This is a genomic window from Pseudomonas sp. ABa2 (assembly GCF_056676075.1).
Genome location: NZ_CM155239.1, coordinates 809,588 through 829,463, shown reverse-complemented (window position 1 = coordinate 829,463; position 19,876 = coordinate 809,588). Strand labels below are relative to the sequence as shown.

20 protein-coding genes are annotated in these 19,876 nt (G+C 66.3%); 8 read left to right on the top strand and 12 right to left on the bottom strand.

What is annotated here, in order from left to right; translation table 11 throughout:
• Nucleotides 1-35: 35 nt before the first annotated feature.
• Both AC1G9C_RS04010 and AC1G9C_RS04005 read left to right on the top strand, forming a co-directional pair.
• Nucleotides 36-1,115, top strand: a complete 1,080-nt coding sequence (locus tag AC1G9C_RS04010) for an endonuclease/exonuclease/phosphatase family protein (RefSeq protein WP_480409514.1) — start codon at nt 36-38, stop codon at nt 1,113-1,115.
• 101 nt (nt 1,116-1,216) lie between these two features.
• Nucleotides 1,217-1,960, top strand: coding sequence for a substrate-binding periplasmic protein (locus AC1G9C_RS04005; protein WP_122108987.1), 744 nt, complete (start codon nt 1,217-1,219; stop codon nt 1,958-1,960).
• Between the two features lie 6 nt (nt 1,961-1,966).
• Here AC1G9C_RS04005 and AC1G9C_RS04000 read toward each other — a convergent pair whose 3' ends face one another.
• Nucleotides 1,967-2,791, bottom strand: a complete 825-nt coding sequence (locus AC1G9C_RS04000; protein WP_480409513.1) for a TlpA family protein disulfide reductase — start codon at nt 2,789-2,791, stop codon at nt 1,967-1,969.
• 54 nt (nt 2,792-2,845) lie between these two features.
• Nucleotides 2,846-5,380, bottom strand: coding sequence for an ATP-dependent helicase HrpB (hrpB, locus tag AC1G9C_RS03995; protein WP_480409512.1), 2,535 nt, complete (start codon nt 5,378-5,380; stop codon nt 2,846-2,848).
• A 131-nt stretch (nt 5,381-5,511) separates the two neighbouring features.
• Here hrpB and AC1G9C_RS03990 point away from each other — a divergent pair, with 131 nt between their 5' ends.
• From AC1G9C_RS03990 to AC1G9C_RS03970, 5 genes are all read left to right on the top strand, one after another.
• Entirely contained in the window at nt 5,512-5,931 is a 420-nt protein-coding gene (locus AC1G9C_RS03990; protein ID WP_457787981.1) for a polyribonucleotide nucleotidyltransferase, read from the top strand.
• A gap of 7 nt (nt 5,932-5,938) precedes the next feature.
• On the top strand, nt 5,939-6,823 hold the full coding sequence (locus AC1G9C_RS03985) for a cation diffusion facilitator family transporter (RefSeq protein WP_480409511.1): 885 nt from the start codon (nt 5,939-5,941) through the stop codon (nt 6,821-6,823).
• A gap of 390 nt (nt 6,824-7,213) precedes the next feature.
• Nucleotides 7,214-7,693, top strand: coding sequence for an Lrp/AsnC family transcriptional regulator (locus AC1G9C_RS03980; RefSeq protein ID WP_021443909.1), 480 nt, complete (start codon nt 7,214-7,216; stop codon nt 7,691-7,693).
• 90 nt (nt 7,694-7,783) lie between these two features.
• The gene (locus AC1G9C_RS03975; protein WP_003240295.1) at nt 7,784-8,002 is read left to right on the top strand and encodes a DUF2788 domain-containing protein; all 219 of its coding nucleotides are present in this window, start codon (nt 7,784-7,786) and stop codon (nt 8,000-8,002) included.
• A gap of 59 nt (nt 8,003-8,061) precedes the next feature.
• A complete protein-coding gene (locus AC1G9C_RS03970; RefSeq protein WP_480409510.1) occupies nt 8,062-8,454 on the top strand; it encodes a globin in 393 nt (130 codons plus the stop codon).
• A gap of 110 nt (nt 8,455-8,564) precedes the next feature.
• Here AC1G9C_RS03970 and AC1G9C_RS03965 read toward each other — a convergent pair whose 3' ends face one another.
• The 4 genes from AC1G9C_RS03965 to AC1G9C_RS03950 all read right to left on the bottom strand — a co-directional run bounded on the left by AC1G9C_RS03965 (nt 8,565) and on the right by AC1G9C_RS03950 (nt 14,827).
• Entirely contained in the window at nt 8,565-10,595 is a 2,031-nt protein-coding gene (locus tag AC1G9C_RS03965) for a methyl-accepting chemotaxis protein (RefSeq protein ID WP_480409509.1), read from the bottom strand.
• Between the two features lie 327 nt (nt 10,596-10,922).
• The gene (gene ampE / locus AC1G9C_RS03960; protein WP_480409508.1) at nt 10,923-11,756 is read right to left on the bottom strand and encodes a regulatory signaling modulator protein AmpE; all 834 of its coding nucleotides are present in this window, start codon (nt 11,754-11,756) and stop codon (nt 10,923-10,925) included.
• Nucleotides 11,757-11,768: 12 nt separating this feature from the next.
• A complete protein-coding gene (gene ampD, locus AC1G9C_RS03955) occupies nt 11,769-12,317 on the bottom strand; it encodes a 1,6-anhydro-N-acetylmuramyl-L-alanine amidase AmpD (protein WP_021443854.1) in 549 nt (182 codons plus the stop codon).
• 203 nt (nt 12,318-12,520) lie between these two features.
• On the bottom strand, nt 12,521-14,827 hold the full coding sequence (locus tag AC1G9C_RS03950; RefSeq protein WP_480409507.1) for a DUF1631 domain-containing protein: 2,307 nt from the start codon (nt 14,825-14,827) through the stop codon (nt 12,521-12,523).
• A gap of 310 nt (nt 14,828-15,137) precedes the next feature.
• Here AC1G9C_RS03950 and nadC point away from each other — a divergent pair, with 310 nt between their 5' ends.
• Nucleotides 15,138-15,986 (top strand): carboxylating nicotinate-nucleotide diphosphorylase, encoded by an 849-nt coding sequence (nadC, locus tag AC1G9C_RS03945; protein ID WP_480409506.1) that lies wholly within the window; start codon nt 15,138-15,140, stop codon nt 15,984-15,986.
• A gap of 135 nt (nt 15,987-16,121) precedes the next feature.
• Here the strand turns inward: nadC and AC1G9C_RS03940 are convergent, their stop codons facing one another.
• From AC1G9C_RS03940 to AC1G9C_RS03915, 6 genes are all read right to left on the bottom strand, one after another.
• Nucleotides 16,122-17,030 (bottom strand): ABC transporter ATP-binding protein, encoded by a 909-nt coding sequence (locus AC1G9C_RS03940; protein WP_480409505.1) that lies wholly within the window; start codon nt 17,028-17,030, stop codon nt 16,122-16,124.
• Entirely contained in the window at nt 17,027-17,866 is an 840-nt protein-coding gene (locus AC1G9C_RS03935; protein WP_480410386.1) for a hypothetical protein, read from the bottom strand. Before AC1G9C_RS03935 ends, AC1G9C_RS03940 begins: the two co-directional genes overlap by 4 nt.
• Nucleotides 17,867-17,868: 2 nt before the next feature.
• Entirely contained in the window at nt 17,869-18,672 is an 804-nt protein-coding gene (locus tag AC1G9C_RS03930; RefSeq protein ID WP_480409504.1) for an ABC transporter permease, read from the bottom strand.
• Between the two features lie 75 nt (nt 18,673-18,747).
• Nucleotides 18,748-18,945, bottom strand: a complete 198-nt coding sequence (locus AC1G9C_RS03925) for a type IV pilin protein (RefSeq protein WP_480409503.1) — start codon at nt 18,943-18,945, stop codon at nt 18,748-18,750.
• A gap of 78 nt (nt 18,946-19,023) precedes the next feature.
• Entirely contained in the window at nt 19,024-19,479 is a 456-nt protein-coding gene (locus AC1G9C_RS03920) for a hypothetical protein (RefSeq protein ID WP_480409502.1), read from the bottom strand.
• An 11-nt stretch (nt 19,480-19,490) separates the two neighbouring features.
• Nucleotides 19,491-19,676, bottom strand: a complete 186-nt coding sequence (locus AC1G9C_RS03915; RefSeq protein ID WP_003242736.1) for a type IV pilin protein — start codon at nt 19,674-19,676, stop codon at nt 19,491-19,493.
• Nucleotides 19,677-19,876 lie beyond the last annotated feature (200 nt).

The following is a 19,876-nucleotide window of genomic DNA, read 5'->3' as shown; positions in this document are numbered from 1 at the left end:
CCTCGCCTCCTTCCAGCATAGCCGCCCGCGTCGCCATGTCCCTGCCCCGCCCGTTTCGCCTGCTGCTCGCCCTGGTGGCGCTGCTCGGCCTGTCCCTTGCCCTGGTCCATGCGCTGAGCTGGCGCCCGGCGCCGCGCGAGCCGGCGCCGCTGGCCTGCAGCGGCCAGGTAGCGCAGCTGCAGCCGGGACAGGCGCTCAAGGTGATGACCTGGAACCTGCAGTACCTGGCCGGCAAGGGTCATGTGTTCTGGTACGACCTGCCCGGCGGCGACGGCCCCGACGACCGGCCCAGCGCCGCGGATCTGGCCAGCACCCTCGACGAGGTGGTGCGGGTGCTGCGCGACGAGCAGCCGGATGTCGTCCTGCTGCAGGAGCTGCACGACGGCGCCCGGGCCAGCGACCATCAGGATCAACTGGCCCTGCTGCAAGCGCGCCTGGCCGACCTCTACCCCTGCGCCAGCCAGGCCTTCTACTGGCAGGCCGGCTTCGTCCCGCACCCGCGCATCCTCGGCAGCGTCGGCATGAAGCTGGCCACCCTCAGCCGCTTCCGGATCGCCCGCGCCGAGCGCCTGCAACTGCCGCAGCGGCCCGGCAACCCGCTGACGCGCCCGTTGCAGCCCAAGCCCGCGCTGCTGGTCAGCCATCTGCCGATCCGCGGCGGCGGCGAGCTGGTGACGCTCAACGGCCATTTCGATGCCTTCGCCCGGGGCGACGACACCCAGGCGCGCCAGCTGAGCATGACCGACGGCCTGCTGCGCCAGCTGCAGGCCGCGGGCACGCCCTGGGTGCTCGGCGGCGACTTCGACCTGCTGCCGCCCGGCCAGTTGCCGGACGCTGAGCGCAGCCGCTACGCCAGCGACAACCGCCTGCAGGAGCTGGCCGCGCGCTACCCGCTGATCCCCAGCCTGGATCAGGCGGCTGGCGGCGAGCAGGCGCGCTGGTACACCCACTACCCCAACGACCCGGCCGCCAGCGGCCCTGACCGCACCCTCGACTACCTGCTGCACAGCCCGCGGCTGACTCCGCTGAGCAGCACGGTGCGCCAGCACGACACGCTGCACATCTCCGATCATCTGCCGCTGATCGGCCGCTTCTTTCTGCCCAGCCTCGACTAATCTGCGAAGGACAGGGGCTGGACAAGCGCCACCGCGGTTGGCCATGCTGGTCGCGTGACACTTTTATAACGACAAGACGGCGCCGAGCCGCGTACTCCCAGATGCCAAGATGCTGCTGCCTTCTGCTCGCCGCCCTGCTGTGGCTACCGAGCCTTGCCGCCACGGCCGAGATCGACGCGCTGCGCCAGGTCAGCGTCGGCTATTACGAATTCCCGCCCTACTCCTACACCGACGCCCAGGGCCGCCCCAGCGGCGCCATCCTCGAACTCAGCGCACGCCTGCTGCGCCACGCCGGCTACCAGGCGCATTTCCGCTCCTACCCCGGTGCGCGCCTGTACAGCGGCCTGCGTGACGGCAGCGTGCAGCTGTGGCCCGGCGCCCCGGGCAAAGCGGAGCTGGTCGGGCACACCCTGGAGGCCCGCCACCGCCTCGGCGAGATCACCCTCAACCTGTATTTCCGCCGCGACACGCCGCTGCCGCGTCTGCCCGACGATCTCAAGGACAGCGGAGTGATCCTGATCAGCGGCTACAGCTACTGGCAGGAGGTCAACCAGTGGCTCGCCGACCCGGCGCTGGGCATAGTGGAACACCGCACCGCCAGCCACACCGCCGCCCTGGAGATGCTGCAGCGCCGCCGCGGCGACTACCTGCTGGACTACCAGACCCCGGTGGAGCAGGCGCGCCGGCGCCTGGGCATGGGCGAGCTGCCCTTCGTCCAGCTGCAGCGCCTGCCGCTGAAGCTGATCGTCTCGCGCCATGTCCCCGGCGCCGAGGCGTTGCGCGATGCCCTCGACCGCGCCTACGAGGAACTGCGCGCCGCCGGCGAAGACCTGCAGTTGCCTTGAGCCGTGTCAGCGCGGCTCGGGGCTCTCGCCGTCTCGGAGCAGCGTCAGCGCATGGGCCAGGCTGGCCGCGGACAGTTCGCCGAGATGGCTGCCCAGCTGACGCCCATCAGCGGCGTAGAACAGCGTGCTGGGCAAGGCGCGCGAGCCGACCTGCTCGCCCAGGCGATTGCCGGCGTCGAGCAGCACGTTGCCCAGCCCCGGCGCCTCGGCATCGAGAAAGGCCGCCACCTGCGCGGCGGACTCGCCCTGATTGACGAACAGAAAGGTCATCCCCGGCTCGTCGCGCTGCGCGGCGGCCAGCACCGGCATTTCGCGTCGACAGGGCGGGCACCAGCTGGCCCAGAGGTTGACCACCAGCGGCTTGCCGGCGAAATCCTGCAGATTGACCGCACGCCCCTGCAAATCCTGCAGGGCCAGATCGGGTAGCCGGGTGCCCTGCTGCAGGGCCTGCAGCACCGCGCTGCCGCCCAGCCAGCAGGCCAGGCCCAGCGCCATGGCCGTCGCCAGCGGCCGACGCAGACGCGCGTCGCGCCAAAGGTACCAGGCGCCCAGGGTCAGCGCGGCGAGCAGCCCCGGCCAGGCGAGAAAGCCGCCGTCGCGGATATCCAGCACCCGCCACGGCGCCGCACGGTAGAACTCGGCGTAGACCAGCACGAAGGCCAGCCGGGCCACCAGCAGCCCCAGCAGCAACAGGCGAAACAGCTGCCGCTCCGGGTTGCAGCCCTGGCGCCGGCCACTCCACCAACCCGCCAGGGTCGCCAGCAGCAGGCTGCCGAGCAACAGCAGATGGTCGGTGGCCAGGGCCAATGGGCCTATATCGAGGGTCAGCATGGCAACTCCGCAGACAGAAGACAGCGGCTGGGACAGTCCCCGGCCGCCGCGGGTTCACTTGCGCGGCTTGGCCCGCGCGGTGGGTTCGGCGATCAGCGGGTCGTCCGGCCAGTAATGCTTGGGATACCTGCCCTTCAGATCCTTCTTCACCTCCAGGTAGGTATTGGCCCAGAAGCTGGCCAGGTCCTGGGTCACCTGCACCGGCCGCCGCGCCGGCGACAGCAGGTGCAGCTTGAGCCCCAGGCGGCCGCCGGCGATGCGCGGGGTGGCGGCCAGGCCGAACAGTTCCTGCAGGCGCACGGCCAGCACCGGCGGCTGTTCCCTGTAGTCGATGGCGATGCGCGAGCCGGACGGCACCGTCAGCGCCCGCGGCGCCAGCTCGTCGAGACGCTGCGGCAGCGGCCAGGGCAGCAGGGTCGGCAGGATCGAAGGCAGGTCGAGGCTGGCGAAGTGGCTGAGACGATTGACCTTGCTCAAGTAAGGCGTCAGCCACTGCTCGAGGCTGGCCAGCAGCGCGGCGTCGGACAGGTCCGGCCATTCGCTCTGCCCCTGCTGCCGCATATCCAGTTCGCGCAGCAGCGCCACCCGCGCCTGCCATTGGCGCAGCTCCGGCGTCCAGGGCAGCAGCTCCAGGCCCTTGCGCCGTACCAGGCCGACCAGCGCCCGGCAGCGTGCCTCCTCGTCCAGCGCGGCCAGCGCCTGGCGCTCCAGCACCAGCTCGCCAACCTTGCGCTGACGCTCGGCGCGCAGCACGCCTTCGCGCTCGTCCCAGTCGAGCACATCCAGCGTCTCGACCTGCTCGGCCAGCTCGCACTCGAACAACGCCGGGTCGAGGTCGGCGGCGAGATAGATGCGCTCCTCGCGCTGGCCCTGGCGACTGCCTAGATCGGCTACCACCAGCCATTCGTGCTTCATCAGCGCGTCCGCCTCGGCGAACTGCGCGGCGCGGCCGTTGGCCAGGCGATAGTCGGCGCCACCAGCGCGGCGCTGCTGGGCGATGCGATCGGGGTAGGCGAAGGCCAGCAGGCAGCCGAGCCAGCGCGGGTGTTCGGGCTCGCTCACCGCCTGGGTCACTGGCCGGCCCTTGAGCAGGCCCTGGAACTGCCGCGCCAGTTGCCGGGCGCGCTGCACGCCGCCCTGGGCCGAGCGCCCGGCACGGCTGTCGCCACTGAGCAGGGCCAGGCGATTGTGCAGATCGGCGCCGCCGCCGCGGAGGATATCGCGCTCGGACAACAGCGCCGCCAGGTCGCAGGCCAGCGCGCCGAGGCCCAGCGTCTGGCCGCGCAGCAACAGGTGGGCGAGACGCGGATGCGCCGGCAGCTCGGCCATGGCCTGGCCGTGGGCGTTGAGCGCGCCGCGCGCATCCAGCGCGCCGAGGCGGCCGAGCAGCTCCAGCGCCTGGGCGTAGGCGGCGGGCGGCGGTGCGTCGAGCCAGCTCAGCTCCTGCGGCGTCACGCCCCAGCGCAGCAGCTGCAGGGCCAGCCCGGCCAGATCCGCCTGAAGAATCTCCGCCGCGGAATAGGCGCTTAGCTGTTCGTGCTGGTGCTCCGACCACAGCCGGTAGCAGGCGCCCGGCTGCAGGCGCCCGGCCCGCCCGGCGCGCTGGGTGGCCGAGGCGCGCGAGATGCGCTGGGTATCGAGGCGGGTCATGCCGCTGGCCGGATCGAAACGCGGCACCCGCGCCAAGCCGGCGTCGACCACCACGCGCACGCCGTCGATGGTCAGGCTGGTCTCGGCGATATTGGTGGCCAGCACCACCTTGCGCGTGCCGGGCGGCGCCGGCTCGATGGCGGCGCGCTGGGCGGACAGATCCAGCTCGCCGTGCAGCGGGCAGAGCCGGATGTCGCCCTGCCCGGCCAGGGCCTCGCCCAGCTGCTCGGCAACGCGGCGGATCTCGGCCTGGCCGGGGAGGAACACCAGCAGGCTGCCCGGCTCGTCGGCCAGCGCCTGCAGCACGGTTTGCACCACCCGCGGCTCGATCCACTCGCCCGGCGGCGATGACGCCCCCCAGCGGATATCCACCGGGAACATGCGGCCCTCGCTGCGCAGCACCGGCGCCTCGCCGAGCAACGCCGCCAGGCGCTGCCCTTCCAGGGTGGCGGACATCAGCAGCAGCTTGAGCGGCGGCGCGCCGCTGTCCGCGCCGCGAAACATGGCGCGGCCATTGAGGCACAGCGCCAGGGCCAGGTCGGCGTCCAGGCTGCGCTCCATGAACTCGTCGAAGATCACCAGGCCGACGCCGTCCAGCGCCGGATCGTCCTGCAGGCGGCGGGCGAGGATGCCCTCGGTGACCACCTCGATGCGGGTGTTCGGCCCGATCTTGCTGTCCAGGCGGATGCGGTAGCCGACGGTCTCGCCGACCCGCTCGCCCAGTTCGCTGGCCAGGCGCTCGGCGGCGGCGCGGGCGGCCAGGCGCCGCGGTTCGAGCATGAGGATCGACTGGCCCGCCAGCCAGGCCTGGTCCAGCAGCGCCAGCGGCACGCGGGTGGTCTTGCCGGCGCCGGGCGGCGCCTCCAGTACGGCTTCGTCACGGTCAGCCAGGGCCTCGCGCAGGGCCGGCAGCAGGGCATCGATGGGCAGGGCGTTCATGGGCTCTCCACGGCAGGCCGGCGATTATAGCGGCGAACTGCCAACAGGCTCGCGGGTCAGAGAGTTCGGACAGCAGTTTTGCAATCACCGCCTTGCTATAGTTGCGCCACTTTTCTCCCTGGAGGTGCTCGATGCGCACGCAATCCCGCGTTATCGCCGGCGTTCTCGCCGTCGCCCTGTTCACCCAGCTGACCGCCTGCGGCACCCTGTTCTACCCGGACCGCCGCGGCCAGATCGAAGGCAAGATCGACCCGGCGGTCGCCGCCATGGACGCCATCGGCATCCTGTTCTTCGTCATTCCCGGGCTGATCGCCTTCGCCATCGACTTCGCCACCGGCGCCATCTACCTGCCCGGCGGCCAGACCGCCCAGCTCGACCCGCAGCAGCTCAAGCAACTGGTGGATGCCGAGGGCAAGCTCGACCAGGCCGGCCTCAAGGCGCTGATCGAGCGCAGCACCGGTCACCAACTGCCGCTGGACGACCCGCGCCTGATCCGCCACAGCGGCAGCGCCCAGCAACTGGCCGCCTTCGGCCTGCGCCCGGCGGCCTGAGCCACTCATGCAGATCCAGCGCCAGCATGCCCGACTGATGCGCCTGGCCACCGCCGCGGCGCTGGCGGTGGCGCTGAGTCTGGTGCTGGCCAAGGCGATCGCCTGGTGGCTGAGCGGCTCGGTCAGTCTGCTGGCCGGGCTCACCGACTCGCTGCTCGATAGCGCCGCCTCACTGATAAACTTGGTGGCGGTGCACTTCGCCCTGCAGCCGGCCGATGAGGATCACCGCTACGGCCACGGCAAGGCCGAAGCCCTGGCCGGCCTCGGCCAGTCGCTGTTCATCGGCATCAGCGCCGTGCTGGTGGGGATTCAGGGCGTGCAGCGCCTGCTCGCGCCGCAGCCGCTGGCGGCCGAGGGCCTGGGCATCGCGGTGATGCTGCTGTCGCTGGCGCTGACCGTCGCCCTGCTGCTGTTCCAGCGCCGCGTGGTGCGCGAGACCGGCTCCACCGCGATCCACGCCGACTCGCTGCACTACCGCTCGGACATCCTGCTCAACGGCAGCATCCTGCTGGCCCTGCTGCTGGCCAGTCTCGGCTGGCAGCAGGGCGATGCGCTGTTCGCCGTCGGCATCGCCGGCTACATCCTGTGGAGCGCCGTCAGCATCCTCCGCGAAGCGGTGGCGGTGCTGATGGATCAGGAACTGGCCCCGGAGATCAGCACGCGTATGCACCTGCTGGCCTGCAGCGTGCCCGGCGTGCTCGGTGCCCACGACCTGCGCACGCGCATCTCCGGCACCCGCTGGTTCGTCCAGCTGCACCTGGAACTGCCCGGCGAGATCAGCCTGTCCCAGGCCCACGCCCACTGCGTGGCGGTGGAGGCGGCGATCCGCAGCGAATTCCCGCGCGCCGAGGTGCTGGTGCACGCCGACCCGCCGGAAGTGGTCGAGCGCTGAGGCTGCCGCTCGCGGCCCGAGCCGATGAGCGGCTGGTGCGCGGCGCACCCTACGAACCCGACTCGCCGTCTACGCGACCAATAAAAAAGGGGCCTTGCGGCCCCCTCGGGGAATCTGTCCGGTGCTGGCGGTGTTGTCGCCGCTTTCGTCGCCCGCCTGGTTGGGCAGTGCGGACCCGGGTGCCGGTGCGATCCGGTGGGATCGCCGGCGCCGGCTCGCCTGGTTGGGCGAGGCCGGTGGGACTTGTCGTCCGGGCCGTGAAACTGAAAGAAAGCTTACGCCCGCAGCGCCGAAGAAATATTGCGAACATTGCTCACAAACCTGCCACTTGCGCAATTTTTAACTAAGCGCGCATGATTAAAAGCAATCCAATCAGACAGCGAGCCAAAAGTGGACAAACTCGACCGCTACGACCTCAACATTCTCGCCGAATTGCAGCGCGACGCCGGCCTGTCCAATCAGGAGCTGGCCGAACGCATCGGCCTGTCGCCCTCGCCCTGCTCGCGGCGGGTCAAGCAGCTGGAGGACGACGGCTACATCCTCGGCCAGGTCGCCCTGCTCGATCGCAAGAAGCTCGGCCTGAGCCTGACCGCCTACGTGCTGATCGGCATGGACCGCCACACCCCGGAGCGTTTCGAGCATTTCCAGGAGCAGATCCGCAAGTGCCCGGAGGTGCTCGAATGCTGCCTGGTCACCGGGATGGACGCCGACTACCAGCTCAAGGTGGTGGTGCCGGACATGGATCACTACCAGAAGCTGCTGCTCGGCACCCTGACCCGCATCGACGGCGTCTCCAGCGTGCGCTCCAGCTTCGTCCTGCAGCAGATCCTCTCCAGCACCCAGCTGCCGCTGCAGCACCTGCGCGACTGAAGGTCGCAGGCCCGGCGCGGAAATGCCGCAGGGCGGATCGGGGCGCGTATAATCTGCGCCCCGCGTTTGCCGTCCGAACCACGAGGCCCCATGGAAACCGAACAATTCGAAGCCCTGATGATGTACGTGCTGGTCGGCGGGCTGATGCTGTTCATGTTCTTCATCATCTGGGACCTGGCGAAGAAATCCAAGGCCGGCCGCCTGGGTACCGCCATCCTGTTCCTCGGCCTGGGCCTGTGCCTGTTCGCCTTCCTCGCCAAGCCGATCATCACCTACATCATCGAGACCGCCCGCGGCATTCACGGCTGAGGCCGACCACGGCACGGACGAGCCAGGCGCAAGCGCGCCGCCACTGACAAGGAGTTTGCATGAGCGCCGCCAACCTGGTGATGCAGAGCTATGGACGCTGCTGCGCCAGCCCCGCTTTCTTCGACGATTTCTACCGCCATTTCCTCGCCAGCTCGCCGCTGATCCGCGAGAAATTCGCCAAAACCGACATGAGCGGGCAGAAGCAGCTGCTGCGCCAGGGCATCCTCAACCTGGTGATGCACGCCCGCGGCCTGCCCGATACCAAGCTGCGCGCCCTCGGCGAATCGCACTCGCGCCAGCGCCTGGACATCCGCCCCGAACTCTACGACCTGTGGCTCGACGCGCTGCTGCTGAGCATCAACCAGCACGACAATGCGTGCGATGCGGATATTCGCCAGGCCTGGCGCGAGGTGCTGAACCAGGGCATCGCGGTAATCAAGGCGGGCTACTGAAAACAGCGGCGGCGCCCAGTAGGGCGCGCCGTGTGCACTAGCCTGCGCGCCCGACCTGCAGAAACGCAAAGGCCCGCCGGAGGGCGGGCCCGCCTGGATCGCGCCAGGGACTAGACGCGAAACGCGCCGATCAACTGCTTGAGCCGCGAGACCAGCTCGCTCAGCTCGCGGCTGGCCTGTTCGGTCTGGCTGGCGCCGGCGGCGGTGCGTTCGCCGGCGTGGTTGATCTCGACGATGTTCTGGTCGATGTCGTGGGCCACCGCGGTCTGCTGCTCGGCGGCGGCGGCGATCTGCTGGTTCTGGTCGACGATCAAGCCCACCGCACCGAGGATGTTCTCCAGCGCCTGCTGCACCTTGGCCGACTCGCTGACCGTGCCATCGGCCATCTGGTGGCTGGCGTTCATCGCCTTGACCGCCGCACCGACGCCGCCCTGAAGCTTGGCGATCATCGACTCGATTTCCTCGGTGGACTGCTGGGTGCGCTTGGCCAGGTTGCGCACCTCGTCGGCCACCACGGCGAAGCCGCGGCCCTGCTCGCCGGCACGCGCCGCCTCGATGGCGGCGTTGAGCGCCAGCAGGTTGGTCTGCTCGGCGATGCCCTTGATCACGTCGAGCACCTGGCTGATCGAGGCGCTGTCGCTGGCCAGCTGGTTGATCACCGCCACCGACTGGTCGATCTCGCCGGCCAGACGCTGGATGGCGCCGACCTGGGTCTCGACCAGGGCGCGGCCGCTGACCGTTTCCTGGTTGACGCTCTGCGCGCTGCCCACCGCGGCGGCGGCGCTGCGCGCCACTTCCTGAGCGGTGGCGGACATCTGGTTCATCGCCGTCGCCACCTGTTCGATCTGCGCTCGCTGGCCGGCCACCGCCTGGTTGCTCTCGCCGGACACCAGCTCGACGCGGTCGGCCTGGCCCTCGACTTCGCCGACGGTATGGCCGACCCGCTCGATCAGGTCGTGGATACGCACCACGGTCTGGTTGAACACCTGGCCCAGTTCACCCAGTTCGTCGCGGCTCTGCGCCTGGAAGCTCACGGTCATGTCGCCGGCAGCGACCTTTTCCATCACCTGGCCGAGGGTCTTCAGGGTGGAGCGGGTGGAAACGTAGAAGCCGGCGTAGAGGTAGAGAATCAACAGGAACACCACTACCAGGGCCGCCACCAGCAGCACCATCTGCGCGCGGTTGTCGTTCAGGCGCTCGCTCAGCTGGCTGTCGAGGAAGGCCAGCAGGCCGTCGTTGAAGGCATGGGTCTTGGCCATCTGCTGGCTGACCTGGTCGTAGAATTGCGCCCAGGGCGTGTCCAGACTGTCGGCGATGATCACCTGATCCTCGAACAGCACGGCGCTGTCCTTGAGGGTCTGCCGGCTGGCCTCGGCCAGGCTGCCCAGGCCGTTCTGCGCGGCGACGTTGCCGGCCAGCGCTTCCTGCAGGTTGAGGCCGTACTCGGCGTGCAGCTTTTCCAGTTGCAGCAGCAGGTCGTCGAACTTGGTGCTGGCCGCGGAGTTGAGGAAGCCCTGGCCCAGGGAGTAGGAGCCAATGGCCCGGCCCTGGCTGAGCACATCGGTGACCTGCGGGGTGACGTTGGCGATCAGCTCGGTGATCTGCCGCACCTGCCGCTGCGGGTCCTGGCTGAGGCCGGCCTGGCTGGCCACCAGCTTGATGAACACCTGGGAGGAGCCGAGCAGCTTCTCGACTATCACCGTCTTGCTCTGCAACGAGGTCTCGGCCTCGGCGCTCTTCAATGCGGCGAGCATCTCGTCGCGCTTGGCGGAGAACTCGGCGGCCTGCTCGGCATCGCGCACCACCGGCTCGAGGCCTTGCAGGCCGGCGTCGAGCGCCTGCTGCAACTGCTTGATGCGCCCCTCCAGATCGCCGGCCTGGCCGGACTGGCCGATCATCGCGTTGATCTGCACCAGGTCGTTGAGGCTCTCCAGATCGCGGCGCAACTGCAGGCTGTCGCCGAGCAACTCAAGGCTTTCCAGTGCGCTCTGGGTGCCGACGAACTGGCGATAGGAGTCACGCACCAGGTAGAAGTTGGTGACCAGCATGGGCAGGAAGAACAGAACGCTGATCAGGCTGAACTTCATGCCGAAGCTGAGGCGATTCATCAGCGCGATGGCCGGATACAACACGGTCTTCACTAGACGTCTCCAGTTGCCATTATTGTTATGAGTGTTGCCTGGACCGCCGCCGAGCCTCTCATGGGCTGACGACGGCGTCCTGTGCAGCCCGATCTGTATGTGAGTAGGCGCCGTCTATACAGGCAGGCAGTGAGACGGACATCACGAAAACAGGATCGACCACGGCCTCCTATATACCCGTTATCGACGCCGATCTCTGTAACTTAAGGTTAAGCGTCCGTCCCTAGGGGATTAGACCCACCATCCGTCGCCTGGATTAGCCGCCGGCGTAATCCGGGCCATGCAACCGCCGCGGATTTCGGGTTCCGCGTTGATCGCCGATTGCGCTCAGACCAGCAGCACCCAAAGGGCGTAGCCGGCGTACCAGACCACCGCGGCGCGGATCAGCAGCTGCCAGAGCTGATCCAGGGTATCGACGCCCGCCTCGCCCAGCACCGGCGCCGGCATTTCCCCGGCGGCCCGCCCGGCCTTGATCACCAGCTGCGCCGCGGAAATGTCCCAGCTGAGCAGCTCGTGCAGCAAGGCGCGGCTGACCGCGACGAAATTGCCGACCAGGGCGAAGCTGGAGGCCAGTACCCGCGCCGGCAGCCAGTCGAAGGCGTGCCGCAGCTGCACCGCGCGTTCGCGCAGCGCCGGCTGCTCGGCATGTTCGGCGCAAAGCGCCAGCAGGCGATAGGCCAGGGCGGCCATGGGCCCGAGCAACAGGTACCAGAAGATCACCGCAAAGAAACTCTGGTAGGCCTGCCACAGCAGATGCCCCTGCACCTGCTGCAGGAGTTCGGCACCCTCCTCCGGCTGCAGCGCCAGGTCACGCTCCACCACGTGGTAGGCCGCCTGCCCGTCGCCGCGGCGCCAGGCGTCGCGAAACGGTCCCAGTGCGGTCAGCAGATCGCCCCGTCCCAGGCTGTAGATCAGCACCAGCAGGTGCACCGGCAGCGCCAGCCAGCCGTAGGCCATCGGTTCGAGCACCAGCAGCACCAGGCCCAGTGCCAGCACCGGCACCAGCACCAGCGCTGCCAGACACAACCAGGGCGCCTGCTGCAGACTGCCCTGCTGCAGCCGCTGCAACTGGGCCAGCCAGGGGCCGTCCTGCTGGATGCGCAGGCGCCAGGCGGAGAACTTCTCGACCCACAGCACCAGCAGAATCACCAGAAAACTCATCGTACTTCTCCTTTAATCCTTGAGCGCGGCGTGCAGACGCGACCAGTCGAAGGCCGGCCCCGGGTCGGTCTTGCGCCCGGGGGCGATATCGCTGTGGCCGCGAATGCGCTGCGCCGACAGCGCCGGGTAGGCGGCCAGCAGCTGGCGCGTCAGCTCGCCCAGACAGGCATACTGGGCATCGGTGTAGGGCTGCTCGTCAGTGCCTTCCAGCTCCACGCCGAGGGAAAAATCGTTGCAGTTGTCGCGCCCCTCGAACCAGGACTGCCCGGCATGCCAGGCGCGATCCAGGCAGGAGACGAACTGGGTCAGCGTACCGTCGCGCTCGATGAAGAAATGCGCGGAGACCCGCAGCGTGGCGATCTCGGCATAGAAGGGGTGCTCGTCCAGCGGCAGGCGGTTCTGGAAGAACGCCTGCACCTTGCCGGTGCCGAACTGCCCGGGCGGCAGGCTGATGTTATGCACCACCAGCAGCGATACCTCGCCGCTTGGCCGCGCATTGAAATTCGGCGAAGGGCAATGGCCAATGCCCTGGAACCAGCCGGTGGAGGGGTCAAGCTGCATGGGGCGCTCCTGAACGAGGCCCCACTCTAGAGCAGCCAGCCGCAGCGGCCAAGGGCGCGCAAGGATTGGAAAAGATTCGGCCCGGAAATCGAGCACGCGGCTTCGTGGTCGTAGGTTGGGCTGAGAAGCCCGCGACGAAGCCCAACAGCGGCGCACGCCGCATCAGCATCGCCGGGGCCACATGGGTGGCCCGGCAGAACGCCTCAGGCGTTCTTCAGCTTGCGCAGATTGCCGATCACCGACTCCAGGGCGCGGTCGAACAGCAGCGCGTCGTCGAGCAGGCGGATGGCGTTGCGGCGGAACTCCACGGCCAGGCCGGTGCGGGTCTTCTCCAGCACCTTCATGCCGGTGCGGTTGACGAAGACGAACTTGCCGGTGGGCTTGATGATCGCCGCCAGCTTGCAGCGCAGCTTGTGCTCCTCGTCTTCCTGGAACTCGACCCAGCTACCGACGCGCAGGTTGTCCACCTGCAGCAGCGCCTCGTCGTCGTCCGGCAGCGCCACTTCCGGCTCCTGCGGGTGGGTCTGGCCGGGCGCCAGGAGAACGATCTCCTCGATCACCTCGACCATCGCCGGTGTGTCCTCGACTGGCTCGGCCGGCGGCAGCTCCAGCAGCGGCAGCTCGAGGCCGGCTTCGGCCAGGGCGCTACGCTGCTCTTCGTCGAGCGCGGCCGGGGCCACCTCGGCCTCCGGGGCGGCGCGCTTGAAACGCTGGAAGGCCTGCACGTGCAGCACCTCCAGCTGGCTGAAGAACTCGCTGGTGGAGAAGGGATCGAAGGCCGCACTGGCCATCCCCTCGCGCAGCGCCTTGAGTAAGCCGGGCACCAGTTCCAGCAGGCGCAAGCGCGCCTCGGGATCTTCATGCGGCGCCACGCTCCAGACCAGATCGTCCATGGTCTGCAGAGCAGCCTGCCACTCCGGCGAATCCACCCCATGCTTGAGGCAGGAGAGCATCAGTACCTTGCTCCAGGCTTCCTGCAGCAAACGCACCACCACCTCGGGCAGGGTCTTGCCCAGCAGCCGCTCGTTCAAGGCCTGCTCCACCTCGCGGCGGGCCAGTTCGGCCTTGGCGCTGCCTTCCTCGGCATCGCGGGTGCGTTGTTCGAGCAGCTCGCTGCGCCTACGCTCGTCGCCAGTGAAAGCCATGAACTCGGCAAGCAGCTCGGAGAAGATGCTCGGGTCGTCGACGAAATCGTTGAGCAGACGCTGCACCACCTGTTCGATCTTCTGGTACAGGCTGTCGCGCTGGGCGTCGTCCTGATCGACCCAGCCCAGGGCCGCCGAGGCGATCTCGTTGAGCAACCGGCGCGCCGGGTGGCTGCCGCGGCTGAAGAAGGTCTTGTCCAGCACCGCGACCTTGAGCATGGGAATCTGCAGGCGGCCGATCAGCGCCTTGAGTGAGTCCGGCAGGGTGCGGTCGTCGAGGATGAACTCGAACAGCATCGACACCAGGTTGATCACGTCCTCGTCGACTTCGCCGACCACGCGCGCCTTGCCGCTCTTGGCGCTGGCGCGCACCAGCAGCTGCTCGAGCTGATCGCGCAGGTCGAAATCGGCCACGCTGACCTGTGCCGGCGCGCGCTGCTGCATGTGCGACAGCAGGCGCATCAGGTCGTTGCTGGAAATCGGCAGCGCATCGGCCACCTGGGCGCGCCTGGGCATCGCCGTGCCGCGCACCTGGGAGAGCAGCTCCTGCAGGGCGCCGAACACCTCCTGCACACCCTCTCCGGCTCCTTCCAGCAGCGGAATGCCTTCCTCGCCTGCGCCGTGGGCGTGTGCGGAGGCGGCCGGACGCTGCTGCCGACGCGGCGCGGCGGACTTCAGCTCGGGCAGCACACCGGCGGCCACCAGTGCCTGGTTGGCCTCGGCATAGAGCAGATCGCTGCCGCCCAGCACGTATTTTTCGAACAGTTTGAGGATGATCAGCTTGACCTTGATTTCCACGCCCAGGCTGCTGCAGGCATCGAGGAAATGCTCGCTGAGCTGGGTCGGCCCGAGCGGGTTGCTCTTGTCGTCGAGCTTCTTGCTGATCACCGCATTGAGACGGGTGGTGAGGTGCCCGAGGGCGACGCCGTCACGGCTCATTACCTTGGCCACCATGGCATCCAGGGCCACGGTTTCTTCCAGCTCGTCGTTCTGCACCAGGCTCAGGCTGTCGAACGACACCGCATCCAGCGCCGGTTGCGGCCTGCCGATTTCGTACTGATTGAGGCTGGAAAAGGATTCGAAGACCTTCTGCAGGAAACCGCGCTCGATGTTCTTGCGCTTCAGGCGCAGGTCGCGCATGGCCTCGAAGAAGGTGTTCTGCTCGGCATTGCTGGTCGCCCGGTCGGCCATCTCGAAGAGGGTATCGTCGGCGTTGTCGAACAGGCTCTGCAGGCTCTGCTTGAGCTGTTGCGCAGCTTTGTCACGCACCTGAATCAGCGCCACGGGCAGTCTTCCTACCGGCGAAGTTGGCGATTGCTCAGCGGCGGCCTTGTTCAGAGGCACCACATTCGCGTCGGTCTTCATTCTAGTCTCCCGCAGACTGCCCGAACTCGGGCCTTCTGGTCTGCACAGCGTCAACCGAGCGTCGTCCGTAACGTCAAAGGCCTGGCGTCAATAATGAAAAAAGTAAAGGCATTATAGGGAGGCTTCACGCCACACCAAGCCAATTTTTCCCACATCCATGACCCAGGTCACAGATAGTGCCCGACTACCTCCAGACGGTCGTCACCACGGGACGAGCGCCACACCTACAGCGTAACGGCCCATGCGTCAGCCCGCTGCACCAATGGTCGGCTGCCCCTATAATCGCCGCACCCCCGACCCGGAGCCGACCATGCCCAACCTCACCCTCGCCGACCTCACCGCCGAAATCGAGGCCAATGTCCGCCGCGCCCTGGCCGAGGACATCGGCAGCGGCGACATCACCGCCCAGCTGATTCCCGCCGAGCGCCTGGCCAGCGCCCGCGTCATCACCCGCGAGGCGGCGGTGGTCTGCGGCACGGCCTGGGTCGATGCAGTGTTCCGCCAGCTCGACCCGCGCGTGGCGGTGCACTGGCAGGTGCAGGACGGCGACCGGGTCAGCGCCGAGCAGACCCTGTTCAGCGTCGAAGGCCCGGCCCGCGCCCTGCTCAGCGGCGAACGCAGCGCGCTGAACTTCCTGCAGACCCTGTCGGCCGTCGCCACCCGCTGCCGCCACTACGCCGACCTGGTCCAAGGCACCGCGGTGAAGCTGCTGGACACCCGCAAGACCCTGCCCGGCCTGCGCCTGGCGCAGAAATACGCGGTGACCTGCGGCGGCTGCCACAACCACCGCATCGGCCTGTACGACGCCTTCCTTATTAAAGAGAACCATATCGCCGCCTGCGGCGGCATCACCCAGGCCGTCAGCGCCGCCCAACAGATCGCCCCGGGCAAGCCGGTGGAGGTGGAAGTGGAGAACCTGGAAGAACTGCGCCAGGCCCTGGCAGCCGGCGCCGATATCGTCATGCTTGACGAGCTTTCACTGGAAGATATGCGCGAGGCCGTACGCCTGACCGCCGGCCGCGCCAAGCTGGAAGCCTCCGGCGGCATCAACGACAGCACCCTGCGCAGCATCGCCGAGACGGGCGTGGACTACATCTCGCTGGGCACCCTGACCAAGGACGTGAAGGCGGTGGACCTGTCGATGCGACTGGCGTTGTAACCACCCTGAGTAGCCCGGATGCAATCCGGGCTACTCGATAGCGAGCTCACAGGCTGGATCACGCTTCGCCGATCCGCCACAGCACCGGAAGGTGGATGAAAAAGCGTCATCCACCCTACGCGCAGAGCGTTCGGCTTACGACGCCTGGCGCGCGGCCCCTTCGAGAATATTGAAGAACACGGTTTCCAGGGAAACCGCCGGCTTGATCGTCAGCAGGTGGCCTCCGATCTGGTTCAGATGGGCGATAAAGGCCGGCAGATCCGCCTGCATCACCTCGCACTCGAACTCACCCTCGCGCAACACGCGAACCTGCTCGCCGATCGGCTGCGCGGCGTGATAGCGCACCAGCATATCGTCGGCGCGCTCGGCGGCCAGTTCGCGCGGGGAACGCACGGTCAGCAGCTCGCCCTTGTTGATGAAACCGAAACGGTCGGCGATGCGCTCGACGTCGTGCAGCACATGGGAGGTGAAGAAAATCGCCCCGCCCTGCTGTTTGAACTCGGTGAGGATATCCACCACATCCTTGCGCCCCACCGGGTCGAGCCCGGACAACGGCTCGTCCAGCACCAACAGCCTGGGCTGCACCACCATGGCATGCGCCAGCGCCACGCGCTGCACATTACCCTTGGACAACTCGCGGATACGCCGCTTGGCGTTCATATCCACGGAGAAGCGCTCCAGCCAGTGCATACACCAGGCATCGGCGTCCGCTCGTTTGATGCCGTACATGGAAAGCCCCATGCGCAGGATTTCCAGCGGCGTGAACTGCTCGTACAGAGCCGGCGTTTCGGGCACGTAGGCTAGGGGGGCGCGAGCTGAAGCATTGCGCGCATCCACACCATAGATGCTCACCTGGCCCTGATAGTCGTTGATGATGTCGAGCATCACCTTGATCGTCGTGGACTTGCCGGCGCCATTAGGCCCGACAAAACCGAAGACTTCGCCCTCGGTGAGCGCGAAGCTGATGTCCTTCAGCGCCCGAACCTCTTTGCCCTTGACGCGAAACGTCTGGCTGACGCTCTTGAACTCCAGCACAGCACTCACTGCTGACTCTCCATACCGGGAATTTTCAGTTCTTTAAACTCGATTCGCCCGTCGCGTAACTCGTAACCAAGCCTCAACGGGTCTTGCGGAAGCGTAGACATCGCCCCGGAATCGACCAACTGCTGCAAATCCTGCAAAGGACCATGACCCTCCTCGTAGCGACGCTGGGCAGCCCGCAGGTCGATCAACCCCTGCAGTCGCATCACCCGCTTGTCGAGCATCTCACGCAGTTTGGGATCATGGGTCGTATCACGCTGTTGCATCAGGTAATTCAATGCCAAACGCTCATCTGCCAGCGCCTCGGCTCGCAACATGATCGCCATGCGTCGCAAGGTGACAGCGTTCTCCGGCCAGCGCTCTGCAGACAGTTCCAGGGCCTGCACCGCCTGCGTCTTGTCCTTCTCGAAAAAGGCCAGATTGACCCCATAGAAGAAGGGCGGGATACCGTCCCAGAAACGGCAATTCACGGCTCGGCGCAACACATCGTTACCCTCGCCAACCGCCCCACCCCAGGTCAGCAAACCGTTGGCCAGGTAATAGTTGTCTTCGTGGCAGGCATTGAGCTGGGCGACGACCACCTGCGCACGAACCAAATAATGAATATCGGCCTGGCCCTGGTCCACAGCCGTAGCAGAGAGGCGTATGGCCTCCAGGTTCGCAGCAAGAAAGCGATCACCAGCATAAAGCGCGGTCAATACCGGGGCTGACACCACAACACGGTCCTTGACCGTGGCGTTGTGAAAGACAATTGGCTGACCACTGCGCCACAGCACCGCAGCCACGAACGCAGCGAAACCGGCGAGAGCGAACAGAAGACTCAAGGAGCGCTTGAACATGATCAAGCGAAACGCTTGCGCTGCAATACCCACACCGCCAACCAGAGGAAGGCGAAACCGTAGGCCAGGCAGCTGAGCACCAGCACACCCAGGTCACTGGGCAGGAATTCCATGCGGCCATAAAGGGCGGTCATGCGGATGTCTAGCGAGCCCAGGTCGGGCAGCAGGTAGCCAAGCACACCGACGCCGGCTCGGTAGCTCTCCGCGCCCTCGACGACCCAGGTTTCGCGCGTCAGCAATTCGATGATGGCCGCAAAGGAGCGCGCCATCAGCATAAAGCCCAGCGTACCGATCAGCACGAAACTGGGCGTGGAGGCGACCATGGCCAGGAAGACAGCCAGCGCCGTCAACACCAGCAGATCCAGCCCGATCAGCGCCACGGTCGCGACATAAGGCCAGCCCAGCGAAACGCCGGTGGCCTGGGCGTAGTCTTCGCCGATCCAGGCCACCAGCAGGCCGAGCGCAAGCGCCATCACGATCAGCACGCAGGACATCAATACGACAACAGACGCGAAGCGGCCAAGCAGCAAACCCTGCCTGGGACGCGGATACGTCAGGGAAGAAAGGAAATAACGCCTGTCGAACTCGCGCGAAAGCAGTTCCTGCACCACCAGTACCATGATCAGTGGCAGGATCAGGCGCATCACCGACAACCCAACGTCCAGCCCTACGGTTGCAGGTTGGCGGCCGCTGAACTCGGAGGCCATCCAGACGATAAGCAGAAGAAAGAAGAGCGATATACCAGCGAGCCAGAGAAAGTGAGCGCGGAAAGCGAGCAGGAGGCCCGAGCGAAAATCAGAAAGCATATGCAAGTGGGTATCTGGAGGATGAAAAATTCAGCTGTTATACCGCAAACAGGAGCGCCATATACAGAGAGCGGATTACTTTCGAGTGGAGGCCATGATCCACAGTGAATTCTTGACGTCGGCCTGAGCATTGGCGTCGTTCGCCTTGGCGCGATACTCGTTGAACTGTGGAATGGCGATGGCAGCGAGAATGCCAATAATAGCGACCACGATCATCAACTCGATCAATGTGAAACCGGAACTTTTAGAACGCATAGATTGCACTGCCCACATTGAAGATACCTATCTCGCCAATAAAAAGGCCGTGAAGATAGCTCCCCACGGCCTCGGTTCTAACAGTAACTAAAAGCGTTACTGGAAGTTGACCAACTGAGCTTCAGGCACGCCAGCTGCGCAGTTGGCGCTCAGCGACTGGGCACCAACGCTACCACCAGTGCTGGAAGCACGGTAGCCACGGTAGCTCGGGTTAGCCACTGGGATAACCGTGCCCGCAGGCTGACCTGCACAAGAGGCGTCGTTAAAAACAGGCTGGTTACTGCCATCTACGCCGATCTGAGCGCAAACCAGACTGGAGCTACGGCTGCCAGTCTCGTGGCATGCACCAACGTTAATGGCGTTGCGAGTTTCGTCACAGTTGTAGGCACCAATCACACCTTTCGAAAGGTTCAGCTTTACAGTATCGCCAAGAATAGTGCACTCGTTAGTGGTGATATCCTCACCGCTGTCAATAACTGTCGGGGCAGCCATCACAGAGGAAGCGAAAACAACAGCAGAAGCGGCAAACAGAGCCAGCAGATTCTTCTTCATATCAATCACCCTTAGCGCTGAGCGGCAGTCATGACGCTGATGGAGTTCTTCACATCAGCCTGAGCAGTGGAGTCGTTCGCCTTGGCGCGATACTCGTTGAACTGCGGGATGGCGATGGCGGCGAGGATACCGATGATCGCAACGACGATCATCAGCTCGATCAGGGTGAAACCCTTTTGCTTCTTCAGAGACTTCATGGATTAACTCCTATGTGGTTAAGGTCAGCGACCTGAACCGGATAATGCAGACACCATGCCAAAAGCGGAAATCCCGTAAAGTCAGCAGAAAAGCCGAACAAGCGCCACTCAATGGAAACGCACACCGGCAACATGTGACGCTTTTCGTCACACCTAATAACGAGGCTTGGGCCAGCGCCGAATATGGGCTATATAAGCAG